Consider the following 24,677-nt stretch of genomic DNA (forward strand, 5'->3'; position numbering starts at 1 on the left):
TAGTTATTGACAGCGACACCCCGCTATGGCCTCTTGGCGCCGCGGGAGAAAGGGACAGGGAGCAGATGGACGAGGTCGGGCTGACAGTTCCCCCCGATGCCGGCGCGGTCTCCGCCGCCGAGCTGCGCGAGCGGGTCGGGCAGCACCTGGTCTTCTCGATCGGCCGGGGAGCCACGGCGGCACGTCTGGCGGACTGGCGCCTCGCGCTGTCCTACGCGATCCGCGACCGCATCGTCGTGCCCTGGTTCCAGACCGCCGAGCGCATCAACGCCGCGGACCGCAAGCGCGTCTACTACCTCTCGATGGAGTTCCTGATCGGCCGACTGCTCGACGACGCGGTCGCCAACCTGGGGCTGGAGAGCGCGGCCCGGGAGGCCATGGCCGGGCTCGGCGTCGACTACGACGCGCTGGTCCGCGACGAGCCGGACGCGGCGCTCGGCAACGGCGGCCTCGGGCGCCTGGCGGCCTGCTTCCTCGACTCGATGTCGGCGGTCGGCGTCGCCGGCCTCGGCTACGGCATCCGCTACGACCATGGCCTGTTCCGGCAGAGCTTCGAGGCGGGCTGGCAGGCCGAGGAGGCCGAGGACTGGCTGGCGCAGCCCCATCCCTGGGAGTTCGAGCGACCGGAGGCGAGCTTCCCGATCGGCTTCGGCGGCAGCGTCGGGCCGGGCGCGGGCGATGCCGGCGCGTGGCATCCCGCGGAGACCGTGATCGCCGTCGCCTACGACACCCCGGTGCCGGGCTGGCAGGGCCGCTGGGTCAACACCCTCAGGCTCTGGAGCGCCAAGCCGACCCGCGAGTTCGAGCTGCAGGCCTTCAATCGCGGCGACTTCCTGGGCGCCGCCACCCCCGCCGTGCTGGCCGAGACGATCAGCCGGGTGCTCTATCCCGACGATTCGACGCCGCAGGGGCGCGAGCTGCGCCTGAAGCAGGAGTACTTCTTCACCGCCGCCTCGATCCGCGACATCCTGCAGCGCTTCGAGCGCCGGCACGGCGATCTCGCCGCGCTGCCCGACAAGGTCGCGATCCAGCTCAACGACACCCATCCGGCGATCGCCGGGCCCGAGCTGATCCGCCTGCTGGTCGACGAGCGCGGCCTTGCCTTCGACGCGGCCTTCGACATTGCGCGCGGCTGTCTGCACTACACCAACCACACGCTGCTGCCGGAGGCGCTGGAGCGCTGGCCCGCGGAGCTGCTGGGGCGGGTCCTGCCGTGCCACCTCGAGATCGTCGAGCGCATCGACGCGCGCCACGCCCGCGAGAGCGCGGCCGCCGGACGCCCGTCCGACGACGGCACGGCGATCCTCGGCGACGGCGAGGTCCGCATGGGCACGCTCGCCTTCGTCGCGGCGCGCCGCGTCAACGGCGTCTCGGCGCTGCACACCCGGCTGATGCAGGAGACGGTGTTCGGCGGGCTGCACGCCCTGCACCCGGAGCGCATCGTCAACCAGACCAACGGCGTCACGCCGCGGCGCTGGCTCCACGGCTGCAACCCGCCGCTGCGCGCCCTGCTGCAGGAGGCGATCGGCGACGGCTGGGTCGCCGACCTCGACCGCCTCGAGGCCCTGGTGCCGCTCGCCGACGATGCGGCCTTCCGCGAGCGCTTCGCCGCCGCCAAGCGCGCCAACAAGGTGCGGCTGGCGCCCTGGCTCGCCGAGCAGGCCGGCATCGAGCTCGCCCCCGAGACCCTGCTCGACGTCCAGATCAAGCGCTTCCACGAGTACAAGCGGCAGCTGCTCAACCTGCTCGAGACGGTCGCGCTCTGGAACGCGATGCGGCAGGCGCCCGAGGTGGACTGGACGCCGCGCGTGAAGGTCTTCGGCGGCAAGGCGGCGCCCGGCTACCGGATGGCCAAGCTGATCATCAAGCTGATCAACGACGTCGCCCGCACGGTCAACGACGACCCGGCGGTGCGCGGCCGGCTGCAGGTCGCCTTCCCGCCGAACTACAACGTCTCGATGGCCGAGCGGCTGATCCCGGCGGCCGACCTCTCCGAGCAGATCTCGACGGCGGGACTCGAGGCCTCGGGCACCGGCAACATGAAGCTCGCCCTCAACGGCGCGCTGACCGTCGGCACGCTGGACGGCGCCAACGTCGAGATCCGAGACCGCGTCGGCGAGGAGAACATCTTCATCTTCGGCCTGACCGCGGAGGAGGTCGCCCGGCGCCGGGCCGAGGGCTACGCCCCCGCCGCCTGCATCGCCGCCTCGCCGCGGCTCGCGGAGGCGGTCGAGCAGATCGCGAGCGGCCGCTTCTCGCCCGACGAGCCGGAGCGCTTCCGGGCGATCGTCGAGGATCTGCGCGGCCACGACCGCTTCCTGGTCTGCGCCGACTTCGAGGCCTACTGGCAGCGCCAGCGCGCGATCGACGCGGCCTGGCGTGACCGCGCGGCCTGGACCCGCAGCGCGGTGCTCAACGTCGCGCGCTGCGGCTGGTTCTCGTCGGACCGCGCGATCCGCGGCTACGCCAAGGAGATCTGGAACGCCGAGACGGAATTCTGAGCGGCTGCCCGGCCGGGCGCTCGGCCGGCAGGCGGACAAAGAGAACAATCAGGGGAAGGGAGACGGAAATGCCCGACGCGTCGCACCATCAGATCGCCCGGTACTCCATGGCCTTCGTCCTGGCCGGCGGCCGCGGCAGCCGCCTGAAGGAGCTGACCGACAGGCGCGCCAAGCCCGCCGTCCCCTTCGGCGGCAAGAGCCGGATCGTCGACTTCGCCCTGTCGAACGCGATCAACTCGGGCATCCGGCGCATCGGCGTCGCGACCCAGTACAAGGCGCATTCGCTGATCCGCCACCTGCAGCGCGGCTGGAACTTCCTGAGCACCGACCGCGGCGAGGGTCTGGACATCCTGCCGGCCTCGCAGCGCGTCGACGAGCGCAACTGGTACCTCGGCACCGCCGACGCGGTGTTCCAGAACGTTGACATCATCCAGAGCTACGCGCCCGAGTACATCCTGATCCTGGCCGGCGACCACATCTACAAGCAGGACTACGAGATCATGCTGGCCCAGCACGTCGAGAGCGGCGCCGACGTCACCGTCGGCTGCGTCGAGGTGCCGCGCGAGGAGGCCTCGGCCTTCGGCGTCATGCACATCGACGAGAGCCAGCGCATCATCGACTTCCTGGAGAAGCCGGCCGATCCGCCCGGCATGCCCGGTGCGCCGGACAAGGCGCTCGCCTCGATGGGCATCTACGTGTTCCGCTCGGAGCACCTGATCGAGCGGCTGCGCGCCGACGCGGCGGACCCGGCCTCGAGCCACGACTTCGGCAGGGACATCATCCCGGCGATCGTCCGCGAGGGCGGTGCCGTCGCCCACAAGCTCAGCGACTCCTGCGTGCGCGACGGGCCGGAGGCCGAGGTCTACTGGCGCGACGTCGGCACCATCGACGCCTACTGGCGGGCCAACATCGACCTGACCGACTTCAATCCCGGCCTCGACCTCTACGACCGCCGCTGGCCGATCTGGACCCATGCCGAGATCACGCCGCCGGCCAAGTTCATCCACGACGAGGAGGACCGGCGCGGCTCGGCGACCAGCTCGATGGTCTCGGGCGGCTGCATCATCTCGGGCAGCCACGTCGACCAGAGCCTGCTGTTCACCCATGTCCGCTGCCACTCCTACGGCAGCCTGTCGCGGGTCGTCGCCCTGCCCTGGGTCGAGATCGGCCGGCACGCGCGCCTCAAGGACGTCGTGATCGACCGCGGCGTGCACATTCCCGAGGGCCTGACCGTGGGCGAGGATCCGGCGCTCGACGCCCGGCGCTTCCGCCGCACCGAGGGTGGCGTCTGCCTGATCACCCAGCCGATGATCGACGCCTTGGGCCAGTAGGCCGGCCGTCTTGGGGGAGTAGGGAATGCAGGTCCTGTTCGTGGCGTCCGAGTGCGCGCCCTTCGTCAAGACCGGCGGCCTCGCGGACGTCGTCGCGGCGCTGCCGAAGGCGCTGGCCGCCGAAGGGGTCTCGGTCAAGGTCCTGCTGCCGGCCTATCCGGCGCTGGCCGGCCAGGTGGCGGCGGGCGAGGAGGTCGCGCAGCCGAAGCGGCTGCCGGGCGGCCGGACGCGGCTGGTCGCGGTCCGGGACCAGGGCCTCGACCTGCTGCTGCTCGACGCCCCGGCGCTCTATGAGCGGCCCGGCAATCCCTACGTCGACGCAACGGGCCGGGACTGGCCGGACAACCACCTGCGCTTCGGTGCGCTCGGTGCGGCCGGCGCCTGGGTCGCCCGGCACGGCCTCGACGGCTGGCGGCCCGAGGTGCTGCACGCCCACGACTGGCAGGCCGGGCTGGCGCCCGCGCTGCTGCGCCTCGGCCGGCCGGCGGCGAAGCGGAAGGCGACCGCCGGGACCGTGACGACGATCCACAACATCGCGTTCCAGGGCCTGTTCCCGGCGACGACGATCCCCGAACTCGGCCTGCCGCCGTCCGAGTTCCGGATCGAGGGCTTCGAGTATCACGGCCGGCTCAGCTTCCTGAAGGCCGGGCTGGTCTGGGCCGACCGCATCACGACGGTCAGCCCGGGCTATGCGCGCGAGCTGATGACCCCGGAGTTCGGCCTGGGCTTCGAGGGCATCCTGGCGTCCCGGCGCGACGATTTCTCCGGCATCCTGAACGGCATCGAGCTCGACGCCTGGGACCCGGCCGGCGATCCGGCCCTGGTCGCGACCTACTCGGAGCGCAGCCTGGCCCGGCGCCTGCGGAACCGCGCCGCCCTGGAGCGGCGCTTCGGCCTGGAGCCGGCCGAGGACGCGCCGCTGTTCTGCGTGGTCAGCCGGCTGACCCGCCAGAAGGGTCTGGACCTGCTGCTGGAGGCCCTGCCGCGCCTGCTCGGGCGCGGCGGCCGGCTCGCCCTGCTCGGCTCGGGCGACGCCGACCTCGAGGCCGGCTGGCGCGCCGCGGCGGCCGCCCACCCCGGCCGGGTCGGGGTCGAGATCGGCTACGACGAGCCGCTCTCCCACCTGCTGCAGGGCGGCGCCGACTGCATCCTGATCCCCTCGCGCTTCGAGCCCTGCGGCCTGACCCAGCTCTACGGGCTGCGCTACGGCTGCCTGCCGCTGGTCGCGCGCACCGGCGGCCTCGCCGACACGGTGATCGACGCCAACGAGGCGGCGATCGCGGCCGATGTCGCGACCGGTTTCCAGTTCGCGCCGGTCACGGCCGAGGCGCTCGCCGGGGCGATCGACCGGGCCTGCAGCCTCTACGCCGACCGGCCGGCCTGGCAGGCCATGATGCGCCGGGCGATGCGCCACCCGGTCGGCTGGCAGCGCTCGGCGGCAGCCTACCGGGCGCTCTACGAGCGTGTCGCTCCAGACCGACCCGGGAGGCCGGCATGACGATCAGGACCGTCCGCACGGCGCCCTTCGAGGGCCAGAAGCCCGGCACCTCGGGGCTGCGCGCCACGACCCGCACCTTCATGCAGCCCGGCTACCTCGAGACCTTCGTCCAGTCGATCTTCGATGCGGTCGGCGGGATCGGCGGACGGACCCTGACCCTCGGCGGCGACGGCCGCTTCTTCAACGAGCGGGCGATCCAGACGATCCTGAAGATGGCGGCCGCCAACGGCGCGGCGCGGGTGCTGGTCGGCCGCGACGGCCTGCTCTCGACGCCGGCCGCCTCGGCGGTGATCCGCGAGCGCCGCACCGACGGCGGCATCATCCTCTCGGCCAGCCACAACCCCGGCGGCGCGGACGGCGACTTCGGCATCAAGTACAACATCCCGGCCGGCGGCCCGGCGCCCGAAAGCGTCACCGAGGCGATCTACGCCCGGACCCGCACGATCGACCAGTACCGGATCCTCGAGGCGCCGGACCTCGACCTCACGACCGAGGGCGAGCGGATGCTCGGCGGCCTCGCGGTCGAGGTCGTCGATCCCGTGGCGATCTACGCCGGCCTGATGCGCCGGCTGTTCGACTTCGAGGCGATCCGCGCGCTCTTCGCCTCCGGCTTCCGGATGCGCTTCGACGCGATGCACGCGGTGACCGGGCCCTATGCCAGGGCGCTGCTCGAAGGCGAGCTCGGGGCGCCGGCCGGCACGGTCGTCAACGGCGTGCCGCTGCCCGACTTCGGCGGCGGCCACCCCGACCCCAACCCGGTCTACGCCAAGGCGCTGGTCGACGAGCTGCTCGGGCCCGAGGCGCCCGACTTCGGCGCGGCCTCGGACGGCGACGGCGACCGCAACATGATCGTCGGCCGCGGCGCCTACGTGACGCCCTCCGACAGCCTGGCGATCCTGGCGGCCAACGCCCACCTCGCGCCCGGCTACGCCCGCGGCCTCGCCGGCATCGCCCGCTCGATGCCGACCTCGCGCGCCGCCGACCGCGTCGCCGCGAAGCTGGGCATTCCCTGCTTCGAGACGCCGACCGGCTGGAAGTTCTTCGGCACGCTGCTCGACGCCGGCAAGGCGACGATCTGCGGCGAGGAGAGCGCCGGCACCGGCTCCGACCACCTGCGCGAGAAGGACGGCCTCTGGGCCGTGCTGCTGTGGCTCGACATCCTGGCCGTACGGCGCCAGCCGGTCGCCGGGATCCTGGCCGAGCACTGGGCGGCCTACGGCCGGGACTACTACTCGCGCCACGACTACGAGGCCGTCGACAAGGCCGCCGCCGAGGGCCTGATGGCGGCCCTGCGCGACCTGCTGGGTGGCCTGCCGGGCCGCGCGATCGAGGGGCTGACCGTGACCGCCGCCGACGACTTCGCCTACACCGACCCGGTCGACGGCTCGCGGGCCGAGCACCAGGGCATCCGCATCGTCTTCGGCGAGGCCGCGCGCCTGGTCTTCCGCCTGTCCGGCACCGGCACCGCCGGCGCAACCCTGCGCGTCTACCTCGAGCGCTTCGAGCCGGATCCCGCTCGCCAGGCCGAGGCCCCCGAGACCGCCCTCGCGCCCGTCGCCCGCGCCGCCGAGGCGCTGGCCGGCATCCGCGCCCGCCTCGGCCGGGAGGCGCCGGACGTCCGGACGTGACGCGTTGGCCGCGGCCGGCCGCATCTTCCCTCGCCCCGCCGCCTTCCGCTACACTCCTGACCAGATGGTCAAGAATCGCCGGACCAACGGCGCCATGCGACCGACAGAGAATGGCCAGCAACGAGAGGGAGGCTGTCATGGCCTTGCTGATCAAGGGCGGCACGGTCGTCAACGCGGATCGGAGCTTCCGCGCCGACGTGCTCTGCGAGGACGGGAAGATCGTCGGGCTCGGCGAGGGGCTGGAGGCGCCGGCCGGGGCCGAGCTGGTCGACGCCGGCGGCCAGTACGTGCTGCCGGGCGGCATCGACCCCCACACCCACATGCAGCTGCCCTTCATGGGCACGGTGGCGAGCGAGGACTTCTATAGCGGCACCGCGGCGGGTCTCGCCGGCGGCACCACGATGATCATCGACTTCGTCATCCCCGACCCGCAGGAGCCGCTGCTCGACGCCTACCACAAGTGGCGCGGCTGGGCCGAGAAGGCCGCCGCCGACTACTCCTTCCACGTCGCCGTCACCTGGTGGGACGACAGCGTCCATCGCGACATGGAGACCCTGACCCGCGAGCACGGGGTCAACTCCTTCAAGCACTTCATGGCCTACAAGAACGCCATCATGTGCGACGACGAGGTGCTGGTGAACTCCTTCAGCCGGGCCCGCGAGCTCGGCGCGATCTGCACGGTGCACGCCGAGAACGGCGAGCTGGTCTACCGCCTGCAGAAGGAGATCTTCGAGCGCGGCATCACCGGCCCCGAGGGCCATCCGCTGTCGCGGCCGCCGGAATGCGAGGGCGAGGCCGCCAACCGCGCGATCCGCATCGCCGAGGTGCTGGGCGTGCCGCTCTACGTCGTCCACAACTCCTGCAAGCAGTCGCTGGAGGCGATCACGCGGGCCAGGCTGGAGGGCCAGCGGGTCTTCGGCGAGGTCCTGGCCGGCCACCTGCTGATCGACGACTCGGTCTACCGCCACCCGGACTGGCGCGTCGCGGCGGCCCACGTCATGAGCCCGCCGTTCCGCTCCAAGGAGCACCAGGAGGCGCTGTGGCAGGGCCTGCAGGCCGGCATGCTGCAGACCACGGCGACCGACCACTGCTGCTTCTGCGACCCGCAGAAGCGCGCCGGCATCGACGACTTCCGCAAGATCCCGAACGGCACCGCGGGGGTCGAGGACCGCATGGCCGTGCTCTGGCACCACGGCGTCAACAGCGGCCGCCTGACGCCCAGCGAGTTCGTCCGCGTCACCTCGACCAACGCCGCGCAGATCTTCAACATCTACCCGCGCAAGGGCGTGGTCCAGGTCGGATCCGACGCCGACATCGCGGTCTGGGACCCCGAGGCCAGCCGCACGATCTCGGCCAGGACCCACCACCAGAACATCGACTACAACATCTTCGAGGGCATGACCGTGCGCGGCGTCTGCAGCCACACCGTCAGCCGGGGCCGGCTGGTCTGGGCCGACGGCGAGCTCAGGGCCGAGAAGGGCGCCGGCCGCCACGTCGACCGCCCGGTCTTCGCCAGCTACTACGACGCCCTGAAGACCCGCGCCGAGGTCCTGACGCCGCAGCCGGTCGTCCGCGCCAAGGCGGCGGAGTAGCGGGGCGAGCTCAGGGGAGGCGGCGCGAACTCATCCCGTCCCCGCAGACCGTCATCCCGGAAGCCGCCTTGCCCGACAGCTCTGCTGTCGGCGGCAAAGCGAGCTGTCCGGGATCCAGGGCCATGAGCTCCGTCGTCCGAGCGCTTGGCCCTGGATCCCGGGTCGCAAGGCTCGCCATCCGAAAGCCTCACGGCTTTCGGGCTCGCCTAACGCCCGGGATGACGGATGGGAGACGGATGCGAAAAGGGGCGCCGACGGCGCCCCCTCTCCTTGTCGCGGCCCCGCGCGCGGCAACTACATCTTGCCGGTCGCCTTCTCCCAGATCGCGTGGGTCCAGGCGCCCTCCGGCTTCTTGGTGATCACCTGGTCCGACTGGCCGCCGAGCAGCACGTCGACCGTCCGCTCGTAGGCCTTGGGGTCGAGCCAGCCGATGCCCTTGTCGCCCGGCGTGATCAGCTTGGCGATCTCGCCGGCCATCTGCTTCTGGTGATGCTCGGTCTGGGCGCCGGTGGTGTCGTTATCCAGGGTGATCATCGCCGCCTCGTCGGGATGCTCGCGGGCGTACTCCCAGCCCTTGATCGAGGCCTTGACGAAGCGCGCCAGCTTGTCGGCCATCGCCGGGTCCTTGACGTTGGCGTCGGTCGTGTAGAGGCCGTCCTCCAGGGTCGCGACGCCCTGGTCCTCGTACTTGAAGACGATCAGCTCGTCGGCCGGGATGCCGGCGTCGATGACCTGCCAGTACTCGTTGTAGGTCATGGTCGAGATGCAGGCCGCCTGCTTCTGCAGCAGCGGATCGACGTTGAAGCCCTGCTTCAGCACCGTCACCCCGTCGGCGCCGCCCTTGGTCGAGTAGCCGAGCTTGGCCATCCAGGCCAGGAAGGGATACTCGTTGCCGTAGAACCAGACGCCCAGGGTCTTGCCCTTGAAGTCGGCCGGCGTCTTGACGCCGCTGTCCTTGCGGCAGGTCAGCTCCATGCCCGAGCGGTTGAAGACCTGGGCGATGTTGACGATCGGCACGCCCTTCTCGCGCGCGGCCAGGGCGTCGGGCATCCAGTTGACGATCACGTCGGCGCCGCCGCCGGCCAGGACCTGGACCGGGCTGATGTCCGGGCCGCCCGGCTTGATCGTGACGTCGAGCCCCTCGTCCTTGTAGAAGCCCTTGTCCTGGGCGACGAAGTAGCCGCCGAACTGGGCCTGTGTCACCCACTTCAGCTGCAGCGTCAGCTTGTCGGCCGCCTGGGCCGAGAGCGTCATCCCGACGACCGCGGCGGCGGCCAGGATGCCGGTTGCGAACCTGTTCATCTCTTCTCAAAGCCTCCCGTTTGGTTCCCGAGAAAGTCCAGCGGCCGCGTCCGGTTCTTGCTGCCGGCGCGCTGCCGTCACGTCCCCCCCTTGCGATAGGACGGATGCCAGAAGGTCAGCATCCGCTCGACCAGGGCCAGAGCGCCGTAGAACAGCGAGCCGGAGACGGCCGCCACGGCGATCGTCGCCCAGACCATCTCGACGTTGAGCCGCCCGACCTCGGTCGAGATGCGGAAGCCCATGCCGACGATCGGGGTGCCGAAGAACTCGGCGACGATGGCGCCGATCAGCGCCAGGGTCGAGTTGATCTTCAGCGCGTTGAAGACGAAGGGCAGGGCCGCCGGCAGGCGCAGCTTGACCAGGGTCTGCCGGTAGCTGGCACCGTAGGAGCGCATCAGGTCGCCGACGATCCGGTCGCTCGCCGCGAGCCCGGCCATGGTGTTGATCAGCATCGGGAAGAAGGTCATCACGACGATCACCGCCGCCTTCGACGGCCAGTCGAAGCCGAACCACATGACCATGATCGGCGCGATGCCGACGATCGGGATCGCGCCGGCCAGGCTGCCGAGCGGCAGCAGGCCGCGCTGCAGGAAGGGCACCCGGTCGATCAGCAGGGCGACGGCGAAGCCCGAGGCCGAGCCGAGCGCGAAGCCGGCCAGCACCGCCTTGAGGAAGGTCTGCCGGAAGTCGGCCCACAGCGTCCCGGTGCTGGCCGCCGCGACGCTCCAGATGTCGCTCGGCGCCGGCAGCAGCACCTTCGGCACCGCGAAGCCGATGGTCAGCAGCTGCCAGAGGTAGAGCAGCCAGAGGCCGAACAGCAGCGGCACGACGAGGCCCTGGGCGCGCGCCAGCAGCCGGCTCGCCGGCCGCTGCTCCGACAGCAGCTCGAGCGCCCGCCAGGCCAGCCAGCCGAGCCCCGCCAGATAGACCCAGAGGCCCGGCGAGACGCTGCCGGTCTCCAGCGTGCCGCCGACCGCGGTCAGCGGCCCGAGGGCGCCGAGGATCACGGCGAGCGCGGCCAGCAGCGCCGCCGGGCCGCCGTGCGGCCGCCGCAGGCCCAGGACCAGGGCGGCGGCCAGCGCGACCAGGCCGCTGGCCAGCAGCAGGGGCCGCTCGAGCCAGCCGACGGCGGCACCGTCGAGGCGACCGACCGGCAGCGCGAAGGCGACGAGCAGCGCCACGGCCGCGGCGCCGTCGCCGAGACGGCTGCCCGGGCCACCGGCCAGGCGGCTGGCGGAGCGCGCGGCGAGCCGGTCGCTCATCTGTCCGCTCCCGCCACGGCGCCACCGGTCGCGCGCAGGGTCAGGCGCTCGGCGAGGCCGACGGCGAAGACCAGGGCCATGCCGAGCAGCGAGGCCATGACCAGGGCCGCCCAGATCTGCACGGTCTGGCCGTAGTAGCTGCCGGTCAGCAGGCGCGCGCCGAGCCCGGCGACGGCGCCGGTCGGCAGCTCGCCCACGATGGCGCCGACCAGGCTGATCGCGACCGCGACCTTGAGGCTGGCGAAGAGGAAGGGCAGCGAGGCCGGCCAACGCAGCTTCCAGAAGACCTGCGCGGCGCCGGCCGAGTAGGTGCGCATCAGGTCGAGCTGGAGCGTCTCCGGCGAGCGCAGCCCCTTGACCATGCCGATCGCCACCGGGAAGAAGCAGAGGTACATCGAGATGATCGCCTTCGGCAGCAGGCCGGTCAGGCCCAGGTTGCCGAGCACGACGACGATCATCGGCGCGATCGCCAGGATCGGCACGGTCTGGGAGGCGATGATCCAGGGCAGCAGGCTGCGGTCGAGGGTGCGCAGGTGGACGACGCCGACCGCCAGCAGGATGCCGAGCAGCGAGCCCAGGACGAAGCCGACCAGCGTCGCCGAGAGCGTCACCCAGGCGTGGTAGACGAGGCTGCGCTTGGAGGTGATGCGGGTGTCGAAGACCGTCTTCTTCAGCTCCATCGCGACCTGGTCGGGCGCCGGCAGGACCGGCCGCTCCATCGACCAGGCCGCCGCGACCAGATCGAGGCTGCTCCAGTCCTGATGGGCGCGCTCGAAGCGCTCGATGACCTGCGGCGCGTTGAGATAGACCGCGCCGGCGTACCAGAGCGCGAGGATCGCCAGCAGCACCGTCGCCAGCGGCAGCGCCCGGCCGCCGCCGAGCCGGCCGAGGCCGGCGAGGCCGGCCGGCCGCGCCTGCGCCAGCACGTCAGTCATAGCTGTGCCCGGCGCGCAGGCCCTCGCGCACCTCGTGCGCGATCTCCAGGAACTCCGGCGTCTCGCGCAGGTCGAGGTTGCGCTCGCGCGGCAGCCGGGCGCAGTCGATGATCCGGGTGACCCGGCCCGGGCGCGGCGACATCACGACGATGCGGGTCGAGAGGAAGACCGCCTCGGGGATCGAGTGGGTGACGAAGACCACGGTCTTGCCGGTCCGCGCCCAGAGTTCCAGCAGCTCGACGTTGAGCTTGTCGCGGGTGATCTCGTCGAGCGCCCCGAAGGGCTCGTCCATCAGCAGCAGCTTGGGCTCGAAGGAGAGCGCGCGGGCGATCGAGACGCGCTGCTGCATGCCGCCGGACAGCTGCCAGGGGTACTTCTTCTCGAAGCCCGACAGGCCGACCATCTCCAGGTAGCGGCGCGCGCGCGCGGCCCGCTCCTCCTTCGGCAGGCCGATGATCTCGAGCGGCAGCTGCAGGTTGCGCTCGACGTTGCGCCAGGGATAGAGCGCCGGCGCCTGGAAGACGTAGCCGTAGCCGCGCGCCAGGCGGTTCGCCTCGGGGCTGAGGCCGTTGACGGTGATCCGGCCGGCGCTCGCCCGCTCGAGATCGGCGATGACCCGCAGCAGCGTGGTCTTGCCGCAGCCGGAGGGGCCGATCAGCGAGACGAAGTCGCCGCGGGCGATGTCGAGGCTGACCTCGGACAGCGCGTGCACCGGCTGCTCCGCCGTCCGGAAGGACAGCGACAGCTCGCGCATCGTGATGATCGTCTCGGCCGCCTGCCCCGTCGCGTCCCTGCGGGAGGGCTGGTCGGCCCGCAAGCCCTCGGCCACCGCGCCTTCCGTCATTCCACCCCCTTGGTCAGTGCAGCAGGATTTCCCTATTGGCGGGTGCCGTCAACGCGCGTTTGCCCGCTCCAGCACCGCCTCCAGCAGCACCTGGCAGCCGGCGGCCAGGTCCTCCGGCTTGGCGTTCTCGATCTCGTTGTGGCTGATGCCGTTCTCGCAGGGCACGAAGACCATGCCGGTCGGCGCGACGCGCGAGATGTAGCAGGCGTCGTGGCCGGCGCCACTGACGATGTCGCGGTGGCTGTAGCCGTTGGCGCCGGCGGCCCGGCGCACGGCGGCGACGCAGTCGGCGTCGAAGGCGATCGGCGGCGAGTACCAGATCTGCTCCAGCGCGAGCTCCAGCCCGCCCCGCTCGGCGGCCTCCGCCGCCGCGGCGCGCAGCTCGGCGTCCATCGCGCTCAGCACGTCGTCGTCCGGGTGCCGGAAGTCGACGGTCAGGAAGACCCGGCCGGGAATCACGTTGCGCGAGTTCGGATGGACCTGGAGCATGCCGACCGTCGCGCAGGCGAAGGGCGCGTGCGCGAGGCCGATGCGGTTGACCGCCTCGACGACGCGCGCCGCGCCGACCAGGGCGTCCTTGCGCCGCGGCATCGGCGTCGGGCCGGCGTGGGCCTCCTGGCCGGTCAGGGTGATCTCGTACCAGCGCTGGCCCTGGGCGTGGGTGACCACGCCGATGACCTTGTCCTCGGCCTCCAGGATCGGGCCCTGCTCGATGTGCGCCTCGAAGAAGGCGCGGATCGGCCGGCCGCCGACCTCGGCCTCGCCGGCGTAGCCGATGCGCTGCAGCTCCTCGCCCATGGTCTTGCCGTCGACGTCCTTGCGGCTGAGCCCGTAGTCCAGGTCGAAGACGCCGGCGAAGACGCCGGAGGCGACCATCGCCGGGGCGAAGCGCGAGCCCTCCTCGTTGGTCCAGACCGCGACCTCGATCGGCGCCTCGACCTCGTAGCCGGTGTCGTTCAGGCTGCGCACGACCTCCAGCCCGGCGAGCACGCCATAGACGCCGTCGAAGCGGCCGCCGGTCGGCTGGGTGTCCAGGTGGCTGCCGATCATCACCGGCGGCAGGCTGTCGTCGCGGCCCGGGCGGCGGGCGAAGATGTTGCCCATCCTGTCGACCGTGATCGAGCAGCCGGCCTCCCGGCACCAGCGCACGAAAAGGTCGCGGCCCTCGCGGTCGAGGTCGGTCAGCGCCAGGCGGCAGTTGCCGCCCTTCGGCGTCGCGCCGATCTTCGCCATCTCCATCAGGCTGCCCCACAGGCGCTCGCCGTCGATCCTCAGGTTGCCGACCTGGCTCATCTGCTCTCCTCGTCGTCCGTTCCGCTTCGTCCAGCCCGCGGGCTCGCTATTCCGCCGCCTGCTTGCGCAGCGGGTTGTTCGGATGGGTCGTCCAGTCCCGGTGCGTGCCGTCGTCGACCCGCTCCATGGTAATGCAGTCCGGCACCGGGCAGGCGTGCAGACAGAGGTTGCAGCCGACGCAGTCGGCGTCGACGACCTCGAAGCGCCGGGCTCCGCCAGGGCCGACACCAGCGTGCTCGTAGGTGATCGCCTGGTGCGAGGTGTCCTCGCAGGCGATGTGGCAGAGGCCGCAGCGGATGCAGAGGGCCTGGTCGATGCGCGCCTTGATCGCGTAGTTGAGGTTGAGGTGCTGCCAGTCGGTCAGGTTCGCGACCGCCTTGCCGCGGAAGTCCTCCAGCCGGGCATAGCCCTTGGCGTCCATCCAGTTGGACAGGCCGTCGATCATGTCGCCGACGATCTTGAAGCCGTAGTGCATCGCCGCGGTGCAGACCTGCACGCCGCTGGCACCGAGCGCCAGGAACTCGGCGGCGTCGCGCCAGGTCGAGATGCCGCCGATGCCGGAGATCGGCACGCCCCGGCAGTCGGCATCGCGGGCGATCTCGGCGACCATGTGCAGCGCGATCGGCTTGACCGCCGGCCCGCAGTAGCCGCCGTGGGTGCCCTTGCCGTCGACCGTCGGCTCGGGCGCCATGGCGTCGAGGTCGACCGCGGTGATCGAGTTGATCGTGTTGATCAGCGAGACGCCGTCGGCGCTGCCGGCGACGGCGGCGCGCGCCGGCCCCAGGATGTTGGTGACGTTCGGGGTCAGCTTGACCAGCACCGGCAGGCGGCTGTGCGCCTTGCACCAGCGCGCGACCATCTCGACGTAGTCCGGCACCTGGCCGACCGCCGAGCCCATGCCGCGCTCGCTCATGCCGTGCGGGCAGCCGAAGTTGAGCTCGACGCCGTCGGCCCCGGTCTCCTCGACCTGCTTCAGGATCGAGCGCCAGGACTCCTCCTCGCAGGGCACCATCAGCGAGACGACCAGGGCGCGGTCCGGCCAGTTGCGCTTGACCTGCTTGATCTCGCGCAGGTTCACCTCGAGCGGCCGGTCGGTGATCAGCTCGATGTTGTTGAAGCCGATCATCCGGTCGCCGCCCAGGTGCAGCGCGCCGTAGCGCGAGCTGACGTTGACCACCGGCGGGTCCTCGCCGAGCGTCTTCCAGACCACGCCGCCCCAGCCGGCGGCGAAGGCGCGCTCGACGTTGTACTGCTTGTCGGTCGGCGGCGCCGAGGCAAGCCAGAAGGGGTTGGGCGACCTGATGCCCCCGATCTCGCAGCGGATGTCGGCCATCGCTCTCTCCCGGGCGCAGGGGCGCCCTTTCAGCCTCTCACCGGGCAGGCACGCGGCCGCGTCCCTGCCCGCGTCTCGTCGATCGTCATTCGTAATCCGTCATCCCAGGCAAAGCGCCGGGGCTTGCACAGGCCATTCCCACTCCGTCATCCCGGGGCCACGCTCTCAGGCGACCGGGCTTGCGGCCCCTGGGTCCCGGACAGCTCGCTTTGCCAACGAAAGCAGAGCTTTCGGGCAAAGCGGCTTCCGGGATGACAAACTTGTGTGCGGGCCTTGGCGCTTTCGCCGGGATGCCGGGGAAAGAGCGCGAAACCGATGGATCGAGGGAAAGTGGGAGCGGCGCTGCGAAGGTGGTGCGCATGCTCCCTAGCCCCTCAGATAGCGGTCGATCGCCAGGGCGGCGACCTTGCCGTCCTCGACCGCGCTGACCGTCAGGTCCTGGCCGGCGATGCAGTCGCCGCCGGCCCAGACGCCCTTGAGCGAGGTCGCGCGCTCGGCGTCGACCTTCAGCTTGCCGCGCTCGATCTCCGCGCTCTCCGCTGAGCCGTCGGCCAGCGGGTCGGCCAGCAGCTTCTGGCCGATCGCCTTGAGCAGCTGGTCGGCCTCCAGCTCGAAGCGCTCGCCGGTGCCGGCGAGCTGCCCTGCCCCGTCGAGCCGCGTCGCCTCGCACGCGACCGCGGCCAGCCGGCCGTCGCGCGCGACCAGCCGGGTCGGCACCGCCCAGTGCCGGATCGTGACGCCGTGGGTCCGGGCCCAGTCCTGCTCGACCCGGGTGGCGCTCATCTGCTCGGGGCCGCGGCGGTAGAGCAGGGTCACCGTCTCGGCGCCGAGCAGCCGCGACTGCACCGCCGCGTCGATCGCCGTGTTGCCGCCGCCGACCACCACGACGCGCCGGCCGACCGGAAGATCGCGCCGGTCCCCGGCCTGGCGCAGCCGCTCGATGAAGGCGACCGCGTCCTCGACGCCGGGCAGATCCTCGCCCTCGAGGCCGAGGCCGGCGGTCGTCGCCAGGCCGACGCCGAGGAAGACCGCGTCGTAGTCGCGGCGCAGCCCGTCCAGCGTGACGTCGCGGCCCAGCGCCCTGCCGGTCTCGATCCGGATGCCGCCGAGCGAGAGGATGAAAGCGACCTCCTGCTGGGCGAAGCCGTCGGTCGCCTTGTAGGCCGCGATGCCGTACTCGTTGAGCCCGCCCGCCTTGTCCTTCGCCTCGAAGACCACGACCTCGTGACCGAGCCGCGCCAGGCGGTGCGCGCAGGACAGGCCCGCCGGCCCGGCGCCGACCACCGCGACCGTCCTGCCGCTGGCCGCGGCGCGGGAGAAGGGCTGGACGCCTTCGGCGAAGAGATGGTCGGTCGCGTAGCGCTGCAGGGCGCCGATCGCGACCGGCTTGGCCTCGCCGTAGTTGCGCACGCAGGCTTCCTCGCAGAGCTCCTCGACCGGGCAGACCCGGGCGCACATGCCGCCCATGATGTTGGCCGACAGGATGTCGACCGCCGAGCCCTTGAGGTTGCCGGTCTGGATCTTGCGGATGAAGCCCGGGATGTCGATGCCGGTCGGGCAGGCCTGGACGCAGGGCGCGTCGAAGCAGAAGTAGCAGCGGTTGCTCTCGACCAGGGCCGCCTGCCGGTCGAGCGGCGGATGCTTGTCGGCGAAGTTCGCCGCCAGGGTCTCGGACTCCAGGCGTCCCGGCCGGACGCCGTCGCGGTCGCTCATCCCCTTTCCCGCCTCCTTGCGAAGGGTCCCTGTCGGAACCCGTGGCAGCATCCGCCTCTGCGTGCGGTATGCTGCACCGATCTTGAGCGAACCTTGACCAACTGGTCAAGTTTTGTCAGAGTGACCCGTGAAACCCGCGCCACAAGCGGGCCCGAGAGAACGAAAGGCGGAGACCGGCCGATGGAGGGATCGTCCTTGCGCCCGGGCCAGGGCGCGGCCCGGGCAGCCAACGGCGCGCGCCGCCGGCCGCCGGCCGGGCGCCGCGCAGAGGTGCGCGAGGCCAACGAGACGGCGATCCTGGCGGCGGCCGAGGCGGTCTTCGCCGAGTACGGCTTCCACGGCGCGACCACGGCCATGATCGCCGAGCGCGCCGGCCTGCCGAAGGCCAACCTGCACTACTACTTCGGCACCAAGGAGGCGCTCTACAAAGCCGTCCTGGAGAACATCCTGGCGCTCTGGCTGGCGCCGGTGCGCAACTTCACCGACGAGAGCGACCCGGCCCAGGCCCTGGCCGACTACATCGCTCTCAAGATCGAGTACACCCGGACCCGGCCGCAGGCCTCGCGGATCTTCGCCAGCGAGCTGATCGCCGGCGCGCCGCAGATCCTGGACTACCTGAGCCACGAGCTGCGCCAGGTCGTCGAGGAGAAGAGCCGCGTCGTGCGCCGCTGGATCGCCGACGGCAAGATCGGCCCCGTCGAGCCGGTCCACCTCTTCGTGACCATCTGGGCCATGACCCAGACCTACGCCGACTTCGCCGTCCAGATCGCGGCGATCCAGGGGAAGGAGGCGCTCGACGACGGGGATTTCGAGGCGGCGAAAAGGTTCATCACGGCGATGGTGCTGAAGGGGATCGGGGTGAAGGGGGCGGGGTAGGGGTGGAGGCAGGCGTGACCCTGAGCGGACTTTCACTCCAAGAATCCGCCGTCGCCGTGCCCGTCGATAGGTCTGAAGACTTGGCGCGCCTCTCAGCCACGATCGAGGACGTGCCGCATGGCGTTGGTGGTGCGGACACCGGCGCCTTCGAGAATGTGCGGCACAACCTAGGCACTGCACATCTACCGCCACCCCAATTCGGAGTTGAGGTTTCTGCGCGCCATAGTAGAATATCGTAATTGGGAGAGCGACCGAGGAATCTGGATCAGAGGTTCTGAAAGGCCTGCGGGCGAATACCCTCGCACAGAGCACGGCAATCCTGAGCGCGCCGGCTTGGATGACTTGCCTGATTGTCAGGCGGATCAGGGCACAAGCGGCTTTCAGCGCAGAGAGTCGTTGGCCAGACAGCGACGCCTTGCCTTCGAGGGATTGGGTCGAGGAGCGGAGGATGTCGAAAGATCGAACCGGTCGCGATCCCGGTTTGCTGGCAGACTTCGGGGCGCAGGAGACATCACTCTCTCAACTGGCTGGAAACGGCACATCCGGCCGAAAGCGTTCGCCGTCTCGATTTGCCCTGGTTATCGGCAATTCTGACTATGGACAGCTGGGCGAGCTGCCGAACGCCGCGCGCGATGCGGAGTTGATTGCCAACCGCCTGAGAGCGGTTGGTTTCGAAGCCCATCTTTGCAAGAACCTCCGAAGCAATGACATAAACCGTCTCTTCCAGGCCTTCGTTCAACGGCTGAGGCACGTCGGAAATGCCGACACCGTCATCTTCTACTTCGCCGGCCACGGCTACCAGGACGGTGACAAGAACTACCTGCTGCCGATCATCATCGAAGGCGACCCCTTCGAGCCAATCCCCCTGCAGGACATGATGGCGGAGCTCTCGGGCCTGTCGAAGCGCCGGCTCGTCTTCTTCGACGCCTGCCGCTCGTCCTTCAATGCCGAGCGTGTCGAGGATGCGCTGGTGCGCGCCCGCGGACTGCCGGCGGAGCAACGCCCTGCCCTCAGAAGGGGCCTGGCGGATTTCGCCGTGGACGACGAAACCTTCATCTCCTTCTCGGCGGCCCCGGGTAAGCCGGCCAGCGACGGTGCCGAAGGCTCCCCGAACAGCCCCTACGCCACCGCACTGTCGCGATTCATCGACGAGGTCGACCTGCCTCTCTCCGTCATGATGGCCCGCGTGCGCAACAGCGTCTGGCACGACACCCGGGAGGCACAAAGGACATGGGACAGCTCGTCCCTCGAGTCGTCCTTCTTCTTCAAGCCCAGCTCGCTGCTGTTCCTGTTCGGCAACATGCTGGCGCTGATCGCGTTCCTCGTCGCGCTCGTCAGCCTGGGGATCGTTCTCTACGAGGGCGCCGTCGCCGCCTATCTCGGGAACCTCTATTTCGGGAACCTCGACCGTTGGGAGTGGAGCTATATCTCGGCGGCGGTTCTCGCACTGACGATCGCCGTCTTCCTCTACGGCGTCGGACGCGCCTATTCGCGCGTGCGCGGCGCACAGTCGGAATGGCAGACGGAAGGCGAGTTCCGGCTGTTCCGACGGTCCTCGGCCGGAACCAATGGCGCGATCGGGGGCGTGCTGGGCGGCATCCTGGGCTCGGCGCTGGTGACGTTCCCCTATTGGATCGAGTGGCGGGCCGCTCAGGCGTCCTGCAGCGCGCGCCCCTGGGCCGACCCGACGCTGCCCGACGTCTGTCCCCATCTCGGCCAGCTCATCGCGGAAGGCTCCGTCGCCGGCATCTACATCCTGGTGCTGCTGGGCTTCCTCTCCATGCATTTCAGCGAATGGCTGGTCCGGGGCCGGCCCGCGGGCCTCGTCAGGGCCCGCAAGAGTGTCCAGATGGTTGCCGGCGCGATGCTGGGCGGCGTCCTGGCCGGGGTCGTCGTCGGCCCCGTCATCACCGCCTATTTCGGCGCACAGGACCGGCCGTTCCTCGAGCCGCGGTCCATCCTCGTCTGGTCCATCCTGGCCGTCGCGCTGATGGCGTTCTCCATCGTCAACTACAAGCTCGAGACCTTCACACGAGCCCGGCTGCTGCGCAGCCTGCTCGGCGCCGCCATCGGCACGGTCTGCGCCCTGGCGGTGCTTTCCGGACTGGTCGGCATCCTCTACTGGACCGGCTTCATCGAGAACACCCTCGCCTGGGCCAACGCCGGCTTTTACGACCCCACGAAGACCCGGATCGAGCAATACGCGTTCCTGCTGGTCGCCGGGCTCCCCTATGGAATCGTCTTCGGGCTCAGCTTCGGCGTGCTAGTCGCCGCAACACGGCTCTTCTCCGAGCGCAGCGAGAGCGCGGGCAATGAGCCGCAGGCTTCTTGAGATCCTGCGGGCGCGGCGCGCCGCCGGCGGCGGCCCGCCCTTCGACGATCCTCACTTAGTTGCCCTGGTCGCCGAAGGCGGAGCGATGCGCGGCGTGATCGCCGGGGGCATGGTCACCGCACTTGAGGAAGCCGGCTTCGCCGACTGTTTCGATCTGATGGTCGGCACCTCGGCCGGTGCCTGCGCGCTGGCCTATCTGCGGGCCGGCCAGGCCCGGCTGGGCACCTCGATCTACTTCGAGGACATCAACAACCGCTCGTTCATAGACACGCGCCGCCCACTGCGCGGGCGGGCGATCGTTGACATCGACTTCCTGGTCGATCGCGTGTTCAGGGAGGTCAAGCCCCTCGATCACCGTCGCCTGGCCAGCCCCGGGCCCAGGCTGCTCGCGGTCGCCACCGACGTCGACCGAGGCGAGGGCGTCGCCCTGGAGGGCTTCGAGAACCGCGAGCGCGCCTACGAGGTCCTGCGCGCGACGACCCGGATGCCGTTGCTCGCGGCGGGGCCGGTCGAAATCGATGGCCGACGCTACATCGACGGCAGCGCAGCCGACCGCATCCCCATCGCCTACGCCCAACGTCTGGGCGCCACGCACGTTCTGGTCATCCTGACGAGATCGCCGAATTCGCGGAGTGTAACACAGCCATCTGCTATCAGGAATTACCTGAAGAGCAATCTATTTGCAGCGCTGTATCATCGAAATCTACGAACCCTGACCAGACACGAGGCGAATAACTACAGCCGGATATATCAAATATTGACCGATTACGACGGATATGAAATCGGAGGCGTTCGATGCCGCGCTGTTTCCCCTGCTGGCAACTTCCGAGAAATTTCCAGGATCGAGACAAACGAGGAAGTCTTGCGAGGCGCAGCACAGCACGGTCAAGACCGGATGAACGACTTTCTGATGGGGACAAATGAAGGAAGCCAAGATGTCTGACTCACCGCTCGTAGCGCTGATCTCTGCTTCCGACCCGCAGCTGCTCGTTAGGTTACGCGAAAAACATCCCGCCGCATCGGAATTGTTGGGTATTCCGCGCACAAGAAAGGTGCAAGGCGGCTTACCGGATGCCGAGGACGCAGGGCGACCGATCGTCGACGCAAAAGTCGATTTGCTACTGGAGGGCATACGACCTCTGCGAACGGAACTCGATACGATCATTGGCGTGGTCGTTCAGAAGATGAACACGGTCAAAAGGACGAAGATGTTTGGTGCGGTCGTCGCTACGCTGTCCGGCCTCGTGATCGCCATTTCAGAGGCATCCGGTGTCGGAGAGGACTGGGTGAAGGTTGTATCGGCAGCATTCGCAACTGTTGGCGGGTTGGTTGTTATACTCTCCGACTACTTTGCCCAGGCGCCGAATGGCAGATACATAGCGTCTGCTGAGGAGTACGGAAAACTTGACCAGATGGCGAAGGAACTCTTCAAGGCTGAGAAGAGGGTCATGCGCCATGAAGAATTCCCGATAGCTAAAGATGACATCGAAGACATGATTAACTCGCTCGAAGAATATGCTGCGCACATCAATAGCCTGACTCTCAACACGGGAGCGGTGAGCGGCTAATATCGAGTAGGGATACGATGCAGGCCTCACCCGCCTCGAACGACTGGCCACTACGTCCACCATATGGGAGTCGCTCAATCCATAAGAATGATAACAGCGGGTCAAGGCCCTCAGCTTGCTACTTTTCCGACGAATGGCAATTTCGCGCAGATTCTGTTGAAAAAGTCGGTGCACTTGCCGGATTGGAGGCTCAGGCAATAGATTTCTTCAAGAAGGCCCGCGAGGTTGTGGCGATCTTTCGTCTCGATGCCGATCTGCAATTGATAATGTCGCGTCGAATGCGCCGTCGGACTTTTTCAACAGAATCCGCACATATTGGTCGTTCGCATAGACCACCGCAATGACCGCCTTGTGTCGAAATCGACTGGGTCCCCCAGCCATTTCGGCCGCCGCTCCTGACGTCAACTTGACTATCGCGTGCGCGTGCGGGGTGCATTGCCTGCGCGACCTATCTGCCTGGGCCGCATCGGGGGGAAAGGTCGCCGTCCCGGACCTCAGCGCCGCCCCAACCGCTCATTCATCTTGCCGCTGCTGAAGCGCCCGCCCCGCCTCTCAATGCGACATCAGCACCGGCGCGGTCATGTGCCCCAAAAGCTCGCGCGTCACGCCGCCGAGCACCAGCTCGCGCAGGCGGGAGTGGCCGTAGGCGCCCATGACCAGGAGGTCGATCGCCTCGTCGGAGAGCGCGGCGAGCAGGGCGTCGCCCTCGGAGATCGCCTGGGCCGGCGTGTGGCGCATCTCGCCCTGGCCGGCGGCGCCGTAGCGGCCGATCGGGCTGAGCGAGGCGTCGGTCGAGCGGACCTCGTCGCGGGTCGCCGTCGCCTCGCTCGCGACGGGAAAGGACCTCCGGCTACCGCGGGATCTGCCGGATCTTCCTTTCGGCGTTCAGGTGAAGAATTTCCCGGCGGATCTGCTCGTAGAAGCCCGCGCTCAGCATGCCGTAGGCGACCTCGCCGCCGCGTCCGGGGATCTCCGCGAGGTCGTATCCGGGCCAGGCGAAGCGGTTCAGCTGGCTTAGCACCACCCAATGCGGATCGCTGTCGAGCCCGAGGTTCCTCGCCACCGCGTCGGGCAGGCGCAGCGCCGGCTCGCGCTGCGGATCGCTGTGCGTGATCGGGGCGACGACGACACGCACCTCGCCGTCGGCCGTCTTCGTCGACAGGATGATCGCGGCAGGGCGCGCCTTCGCCGCCTCCTGGAGTCCGCGATCGGCCTCCGGCCCCCCAGAGGAAGGAATAGCGGATCACCAGCCCGACGACGGGCCGGGGAACGATCACCCGGGCCTCACCGGAGCCTCACCCGGGATGTCATCGGGGCCCGGCGCCGTGCTCGGCGCTCTCGAGATCCGCGACGACGTCGTCCGGCAGCGCGCCGACGGTCAGGATCTCGCGCTCCCGCCGCTTCAGCTCCTCGAAATGCGCGAGCTCGGCGGCCGAGAGGAAGGCCCCGACGATGCGCCCGTGGCTCGTCACCTTGACGATCCGGCCGGCGATGGCCTCGTCCTGGTAGACGCCGAAGTTGCGCGCGAAGGTGCTCGCGGAAACGGTGAGCGTGTCGGCCATCCTGCCCTCCTTCGCTGAGACGTATATGCGCAATTTCCGCAGATGGCGCAAGTAGGGCCCGGCCTTCCGCTTCTTCGCCGCCCCCCGATCGGCTACCCTCCCCCCATTGCCCAATCCGCTCCAGGAGATCAGCGATGGAAACGGAGGTCGCCGGGATCGGCGAGGGGATCTGGCGGCTCTCGACCTTCGTGCCGGAGGTCGCGGCCCCCGCCGGCTTCACCTTCAACCAGTTCCTGATCGAGGCCGACGAGCCGCTGCTGTTCCACTGCGGGCCGCGCGGCCTGTTCGCCTCGGTGTCGCGGGCGCTGGCCACGGTCCTGCCGGTGGAGCAGCTGCGCTGGATCTCCTTCGGCCACGTCGAGGCCGACGAGTGCGGCGCGATGAACCTCTGGCTGGCCGACGCGCCCGAGGCCCGGGTCGTCCACGGCCGGACCGCGTGCATGGTCTCGCTCAACGACCTGGCCGACCGGCCGCCGCGGGCGCTCGCCGACGGCGAGCTGCTGGATCTCGGCGGGCGGCGGGTGCGCTGGCTCGACACGCCGCACGTGCCCCACGCCTGGGAGTCGGGCCTGATCTGGGAGGAGGTCACCGGCACCCTCTTCACCGGCGACCTCTTCACCCACCTCGGCAGGGGCCCGGCGCTGACGAGCGACAGCATCGTCGCCGCCGCGATCGCCGCCGAGGAAGCCTTCCAGGCCAGCGCCCTGACGCCGGACATCGCGCCGACGCTGCGCCGACTGGCGGCGCTGCAGCCGGCGCGGCTCGCCGTCATGCACGGCTCCTGCTACGCGGGCGACGGCGAGGCGGCTCTGCTCGAGCTCGCCGACTTCTACGAGCGGCGGCACGCAGCCGCGGTCGCGGGCGCCTGAGCGAGGAGCGGCGGACGGCGGTTCATCGGCCAGGGCATCTACACCTATCCGTCATCCCGGAAGCCGCTTTGTCCGGCAGCTTTGCTGTCGCTGGCAAAGCGAGCTGTCCGGGATCCAGGGGCCGCATACCCGAACGTCTGAGCCCACGGCCCCGGGGTCCCAGGTCGCAAGGCTCGCGCGCCGGAAGCCCGATGGCTTCCGGGCTCGCCTAGCGCCCGGGATGACGAGGAAAGGGAAG

At 69.9% G+C, this 24,677-nt stretch carries 20 protein-coding genes; 10 read left to right on the forward strand and 10 right to left on the reverse strand.

Features of this window, described 5'->3' with window-relative positions; genetic code table 11:
* Positions 1 to 65 precede the first annotated feature (65 nt).
* From B9O00_RS13825 to hydA, 5 genes are all read left to right on the forward strand, one after another.
* Positions 66 to 2,501 carry a glycogen/starch/alpha-glucan phosphorylase gene (locus B9O00_RS13825; RefSeq protein ID WP_085123277.1) on the forward strand — a complete coding sequence of 812 codons (2,436 nt, stop codon included), beginning with the start codon at positions 66 to 68 and terminating at the stop codon, positions 2,499 to 2,501.
* A 68-nt stretch (positions 2,502 to 2,569) separates the two neighbouring features.
* A complete protein-coding gene (gene glgC, locus B9O00_RS13830; RefSeq protein ID WP_085123278.1) occupies positions 2,570 to 3,832 on the forward strand; it encodes a glucose-1-phosphate adenylyltransferase in 1,263 nt (420 codons plus the stop codon).
* Between the two features lie 25 nt (positions 3,833 to 3,857).
* The gene (glgA, locus tag B9O00_RS13835) at positions 3,858 to 5,330 is read left to right on the forward strand and encodes a glycogen synthase GlgA (protein ID WP_085123279.1); all 1,473 of its coding nucleotides are present in this window, start codon (positions 3,858 to 3,860) and stop codon (positions 5,328 to 5,330) included.
* Positions 5,327 to 6,958: an alpha-D-glucose phosphate-specific phosphoglucomutase gene (locus B9O00_RS13840; protein ID WP_085123280.1), complete on the forward strand. Its 1,632-nt coding sequence runs from the start codon at positions 5,327 to 5,329 to the stop codon at positions 6,956 to 6,958. Before glgA ends, B9O00_RS13840 begins: the two co-directional genes overlap by 4 nt.
* Before the next feature lie 137 nt (positions 6,959 to 7,095).
* Complete coding sequence (gene hydA, locus B9O00_RS13845) at positions 7,096 to 8,550, forward strand: dihydropyrimidinase (protein WP_085123281.1); 1,455 nt, start codon at positions 7,096 to 7,098, stop codon at positions 8,548 to 8,550.
* 294 nt (positions 8,551 to 8,844) lie between these two features.
* Here hydA and B9O00_RS13850 read toward each other — a convergent pair whose 3' ends face one another.
* From B9O00_RS13850 to B9O00_RS13880, 7 genes are all read right to left on the reverse strand, one after another.
* A complete protein-coding gene (locus B9O00_RS13850) occupies positions 8,845 to 9,852 on the reverse strand; it encodes an ABC transporter substrate-binding protein (protein ID WP_085123282.1) in 1,008 nt (335 codons plus the stop codon).
* A gap of 77 nt (positions 9,853 to 9,929) precedes the next feature.
* Positions 9,930 to 11,114 (reverse strand): ABC transporter permease, encoded by a 1,185-nt coding sequence (locus B9O00_RS13855; protein WP_085123283.1) that lies wholly within the window; start codon positions 11,112 to 11,114, stop codon positions 9,930 to 9,932.
* Positions 11,111 to 12,049: an ABC transporter permease gene (locus B9O00_RS13860; RefSeq protein WP_085123284.1), complete on the reverse strand. Its 939-nt coding sequence runs from the start codon at positions 12,047 to 12,049 to the stop codon at positions 11,111 to 11,113. The genes B9O00_RS13855 and B9O00_RS13860 overlap by 4 nt, the downstream gene beginning before the upstream one ends.
* On the reverse strand, positions 12,042 to 12,803 hold the full coding sequence (locus tag B9O00_RS13865; RefSeq protein WP_235017130.1) for an ABC transporter ATP-binding protein: 762 nt from the start codon (positions 12,801 to 12,803) through the stop codon (positions 12,042 to 12,044). The genes B9O00_RS13860 and B9O00_RS13865 overlap by 8 nt, the downstream gene beginning before the upstream one ends.
* Positions 12,804 to 12,941: 138 nt before the next feature.
* Complete coding sequence (locus tag B9O00_RS13870; RefSeq protein WP_085123286.1) at positions 12,942 to 14,186, reverse strand: Zn-dependent hydrolase; 1,245 nt, start codon at positions 14,184 to 14,186, stop codon at positions 12,942 to 12,944.
* Between the two features lie 46 nt (positions 14,187 to 14,232).
* Positions 14,233 to 15,519, reverse strand: a complete 1,287-nt coding sequence (gene preA, locus B9O00_RS13875) for an NAD-dependent dihydropyrimidine dehydrogenase subunit PreA (RefSeq protein WP_085123287.1) — start codon at positions 15,517 to 15,519, stop codon at positions 14,233 to 14,235.
* A 366-nt stretch (positions 15,520 to 15,885) separates the two neighbouring features.
* Positions 15,886 to 17,232 carry an NAD(P)-dependent oxidoreductase gene (locus B9O00_RS13880; protein ID WP_085123288.1) on the reverse strand — a complete coding sequence of 449 codons (1,347 nt, stop codon included), beginning with the start codon at positions 17,230 to 17,232 and terminating at the stop codon, positions 15,886 to 15,888.
* 180 nt (positions 17,233 to 17,412) lie between these two features.
* On the opposite strand from B9O00_RS13880, the gene B9O00_RS13885 reads away from it, so the two are divergent.
* The 4 genes from B9O00_RS13885 to B9O00_RS32505 all read left to right on the forward strand — a co-directional run bounded on the left by B9O00_RS13885 (position 17,413) and on the right by B9O00_RS32505 (position 22,008).
* Positions 17,413 to 18,108: a TetR/AcrR family transcriptional regulator gene (locus tag B9O00_RS13885; RefSeq protein WP_085123289.1), complete on the forward strand. Its 696-nt coding sequence runs from the start codon at positions 17,413 to 17,415 to the stop codon at positions 18,106 to 18,108.
* A gap of 448 nt (positions 18,109 to 18,556) precedes the next feature.
* Positions 18,557 to 20,440 carry a caspase family protein gene (locus B9O00_RS13890; RefSeq protein WP_159460217.1) on the forward strand — a complete coding sequence of 628 codons (1,884 nt, stop codon included), beginning with the start codon at positions 18,557 to 18,559 and terminating at the stop codon, positions 20,438 to 20,440.
* Complete coding sequence (locus B9O00_RS13895) at positions 20,421 to 21,383, forward strand: patatin-like phospholipase family protein (protein ID WP_085123291.1); 963 nt, start codon at positions 20,421 to 20,423, stop codon at positions 21,381 to 21,383. The genes B9O00_RS13890 and B9O00_RS13895 overlap by 20 nt, the downstream gene beginning before the upstream one ends.
* A complete protein-coding gene (locus tag B9O00_RS32505; protein WP_143596234.1) occupies positions 21,376 to 22,008 on the forward strand; it encodes a hypothetical protein in 633 nt (210 codons plus the stop codon). Before B9O00_RS13895 ends, B9O00_RS32505 begins: the two co-directional genes overlap by 8 nt.
* A gap of 552 nt (positions 22,009 to 22,560) precedes the next feature.
* On the opposite strand, the gene B9O00_RS13905 is transcribed toward B9O00_RS32505, so the two are convergent.
* The 3 genes from B9O00_RS13905 to B9O00_RS13915 form a co-directional block, all read right to left on the reverse strand.
* Positions 22,561 to 22,779 (reverse strand): universal stress protein, encoded by a 219-nt coding sequence (locus tag B9O00_RS13905; protein ID WP_085123293.1) that lies wholly within the window; start codon positions 22,777 to 22,779, stop codon positions 22,561 to 22,563.
* Between the two features lie 79 nt (positions 22,780 to 22,858).
* Positions 22,859 to 23,143, reverse strand: coding sequence for a hypothetical protein (locus B9O00_RS13910; protein ID WP_085123294.1), 285 nt, complete (start codon positions 23,141 to 23,143; stop codon positions 22,859 to 22,861).
* Between the two features lie 172 nt (positions 23,144 to 23,315).
* Complete coding sequence (locus B9O00_RS13915) at positions 23,316 to 23,570, reverse strand: type II toxin-antitoxin system Phd/YefM family antitoxin (RefSeq protein ID WP_085123295.1); 255 nt, start codon at positions 23,568 to 23,570, stop codon at positions 23,316 to 23,318.
* A 134-nt stretch (positions 23,571 to 23,704) separates the two neighbouring features.
* Between B9O00_RS13915 and B9O00_RS13920 the strand changes: the two genes are divergently transcribed.
* Positions 23,705 to 24,439 carry an oxygen-binding di-iron domain-containing protein gene (locus B9O00_RS13920; protein WP_085123296.1) on the forward strand — a complete coding sequence of 245 codons (735 nt, stop codon included), beginning with the start codon at positions 23,705 to 23,707 and terminating at the stop codon, positions 24,437 to 24,439.
* Positions 24,440 to 24,677: the final 238 nt, after the last annotated feature.

It is taken from the genome of Tistlia consotensis USBA 355 (genome assembly GCF_900177295.1).
Lineage (GTDB): Bacteria > Pseudomonadota > Alphaproteobacteria > Kiloniellales > DSM-21159 > Tistlia > Tistlia consotensis.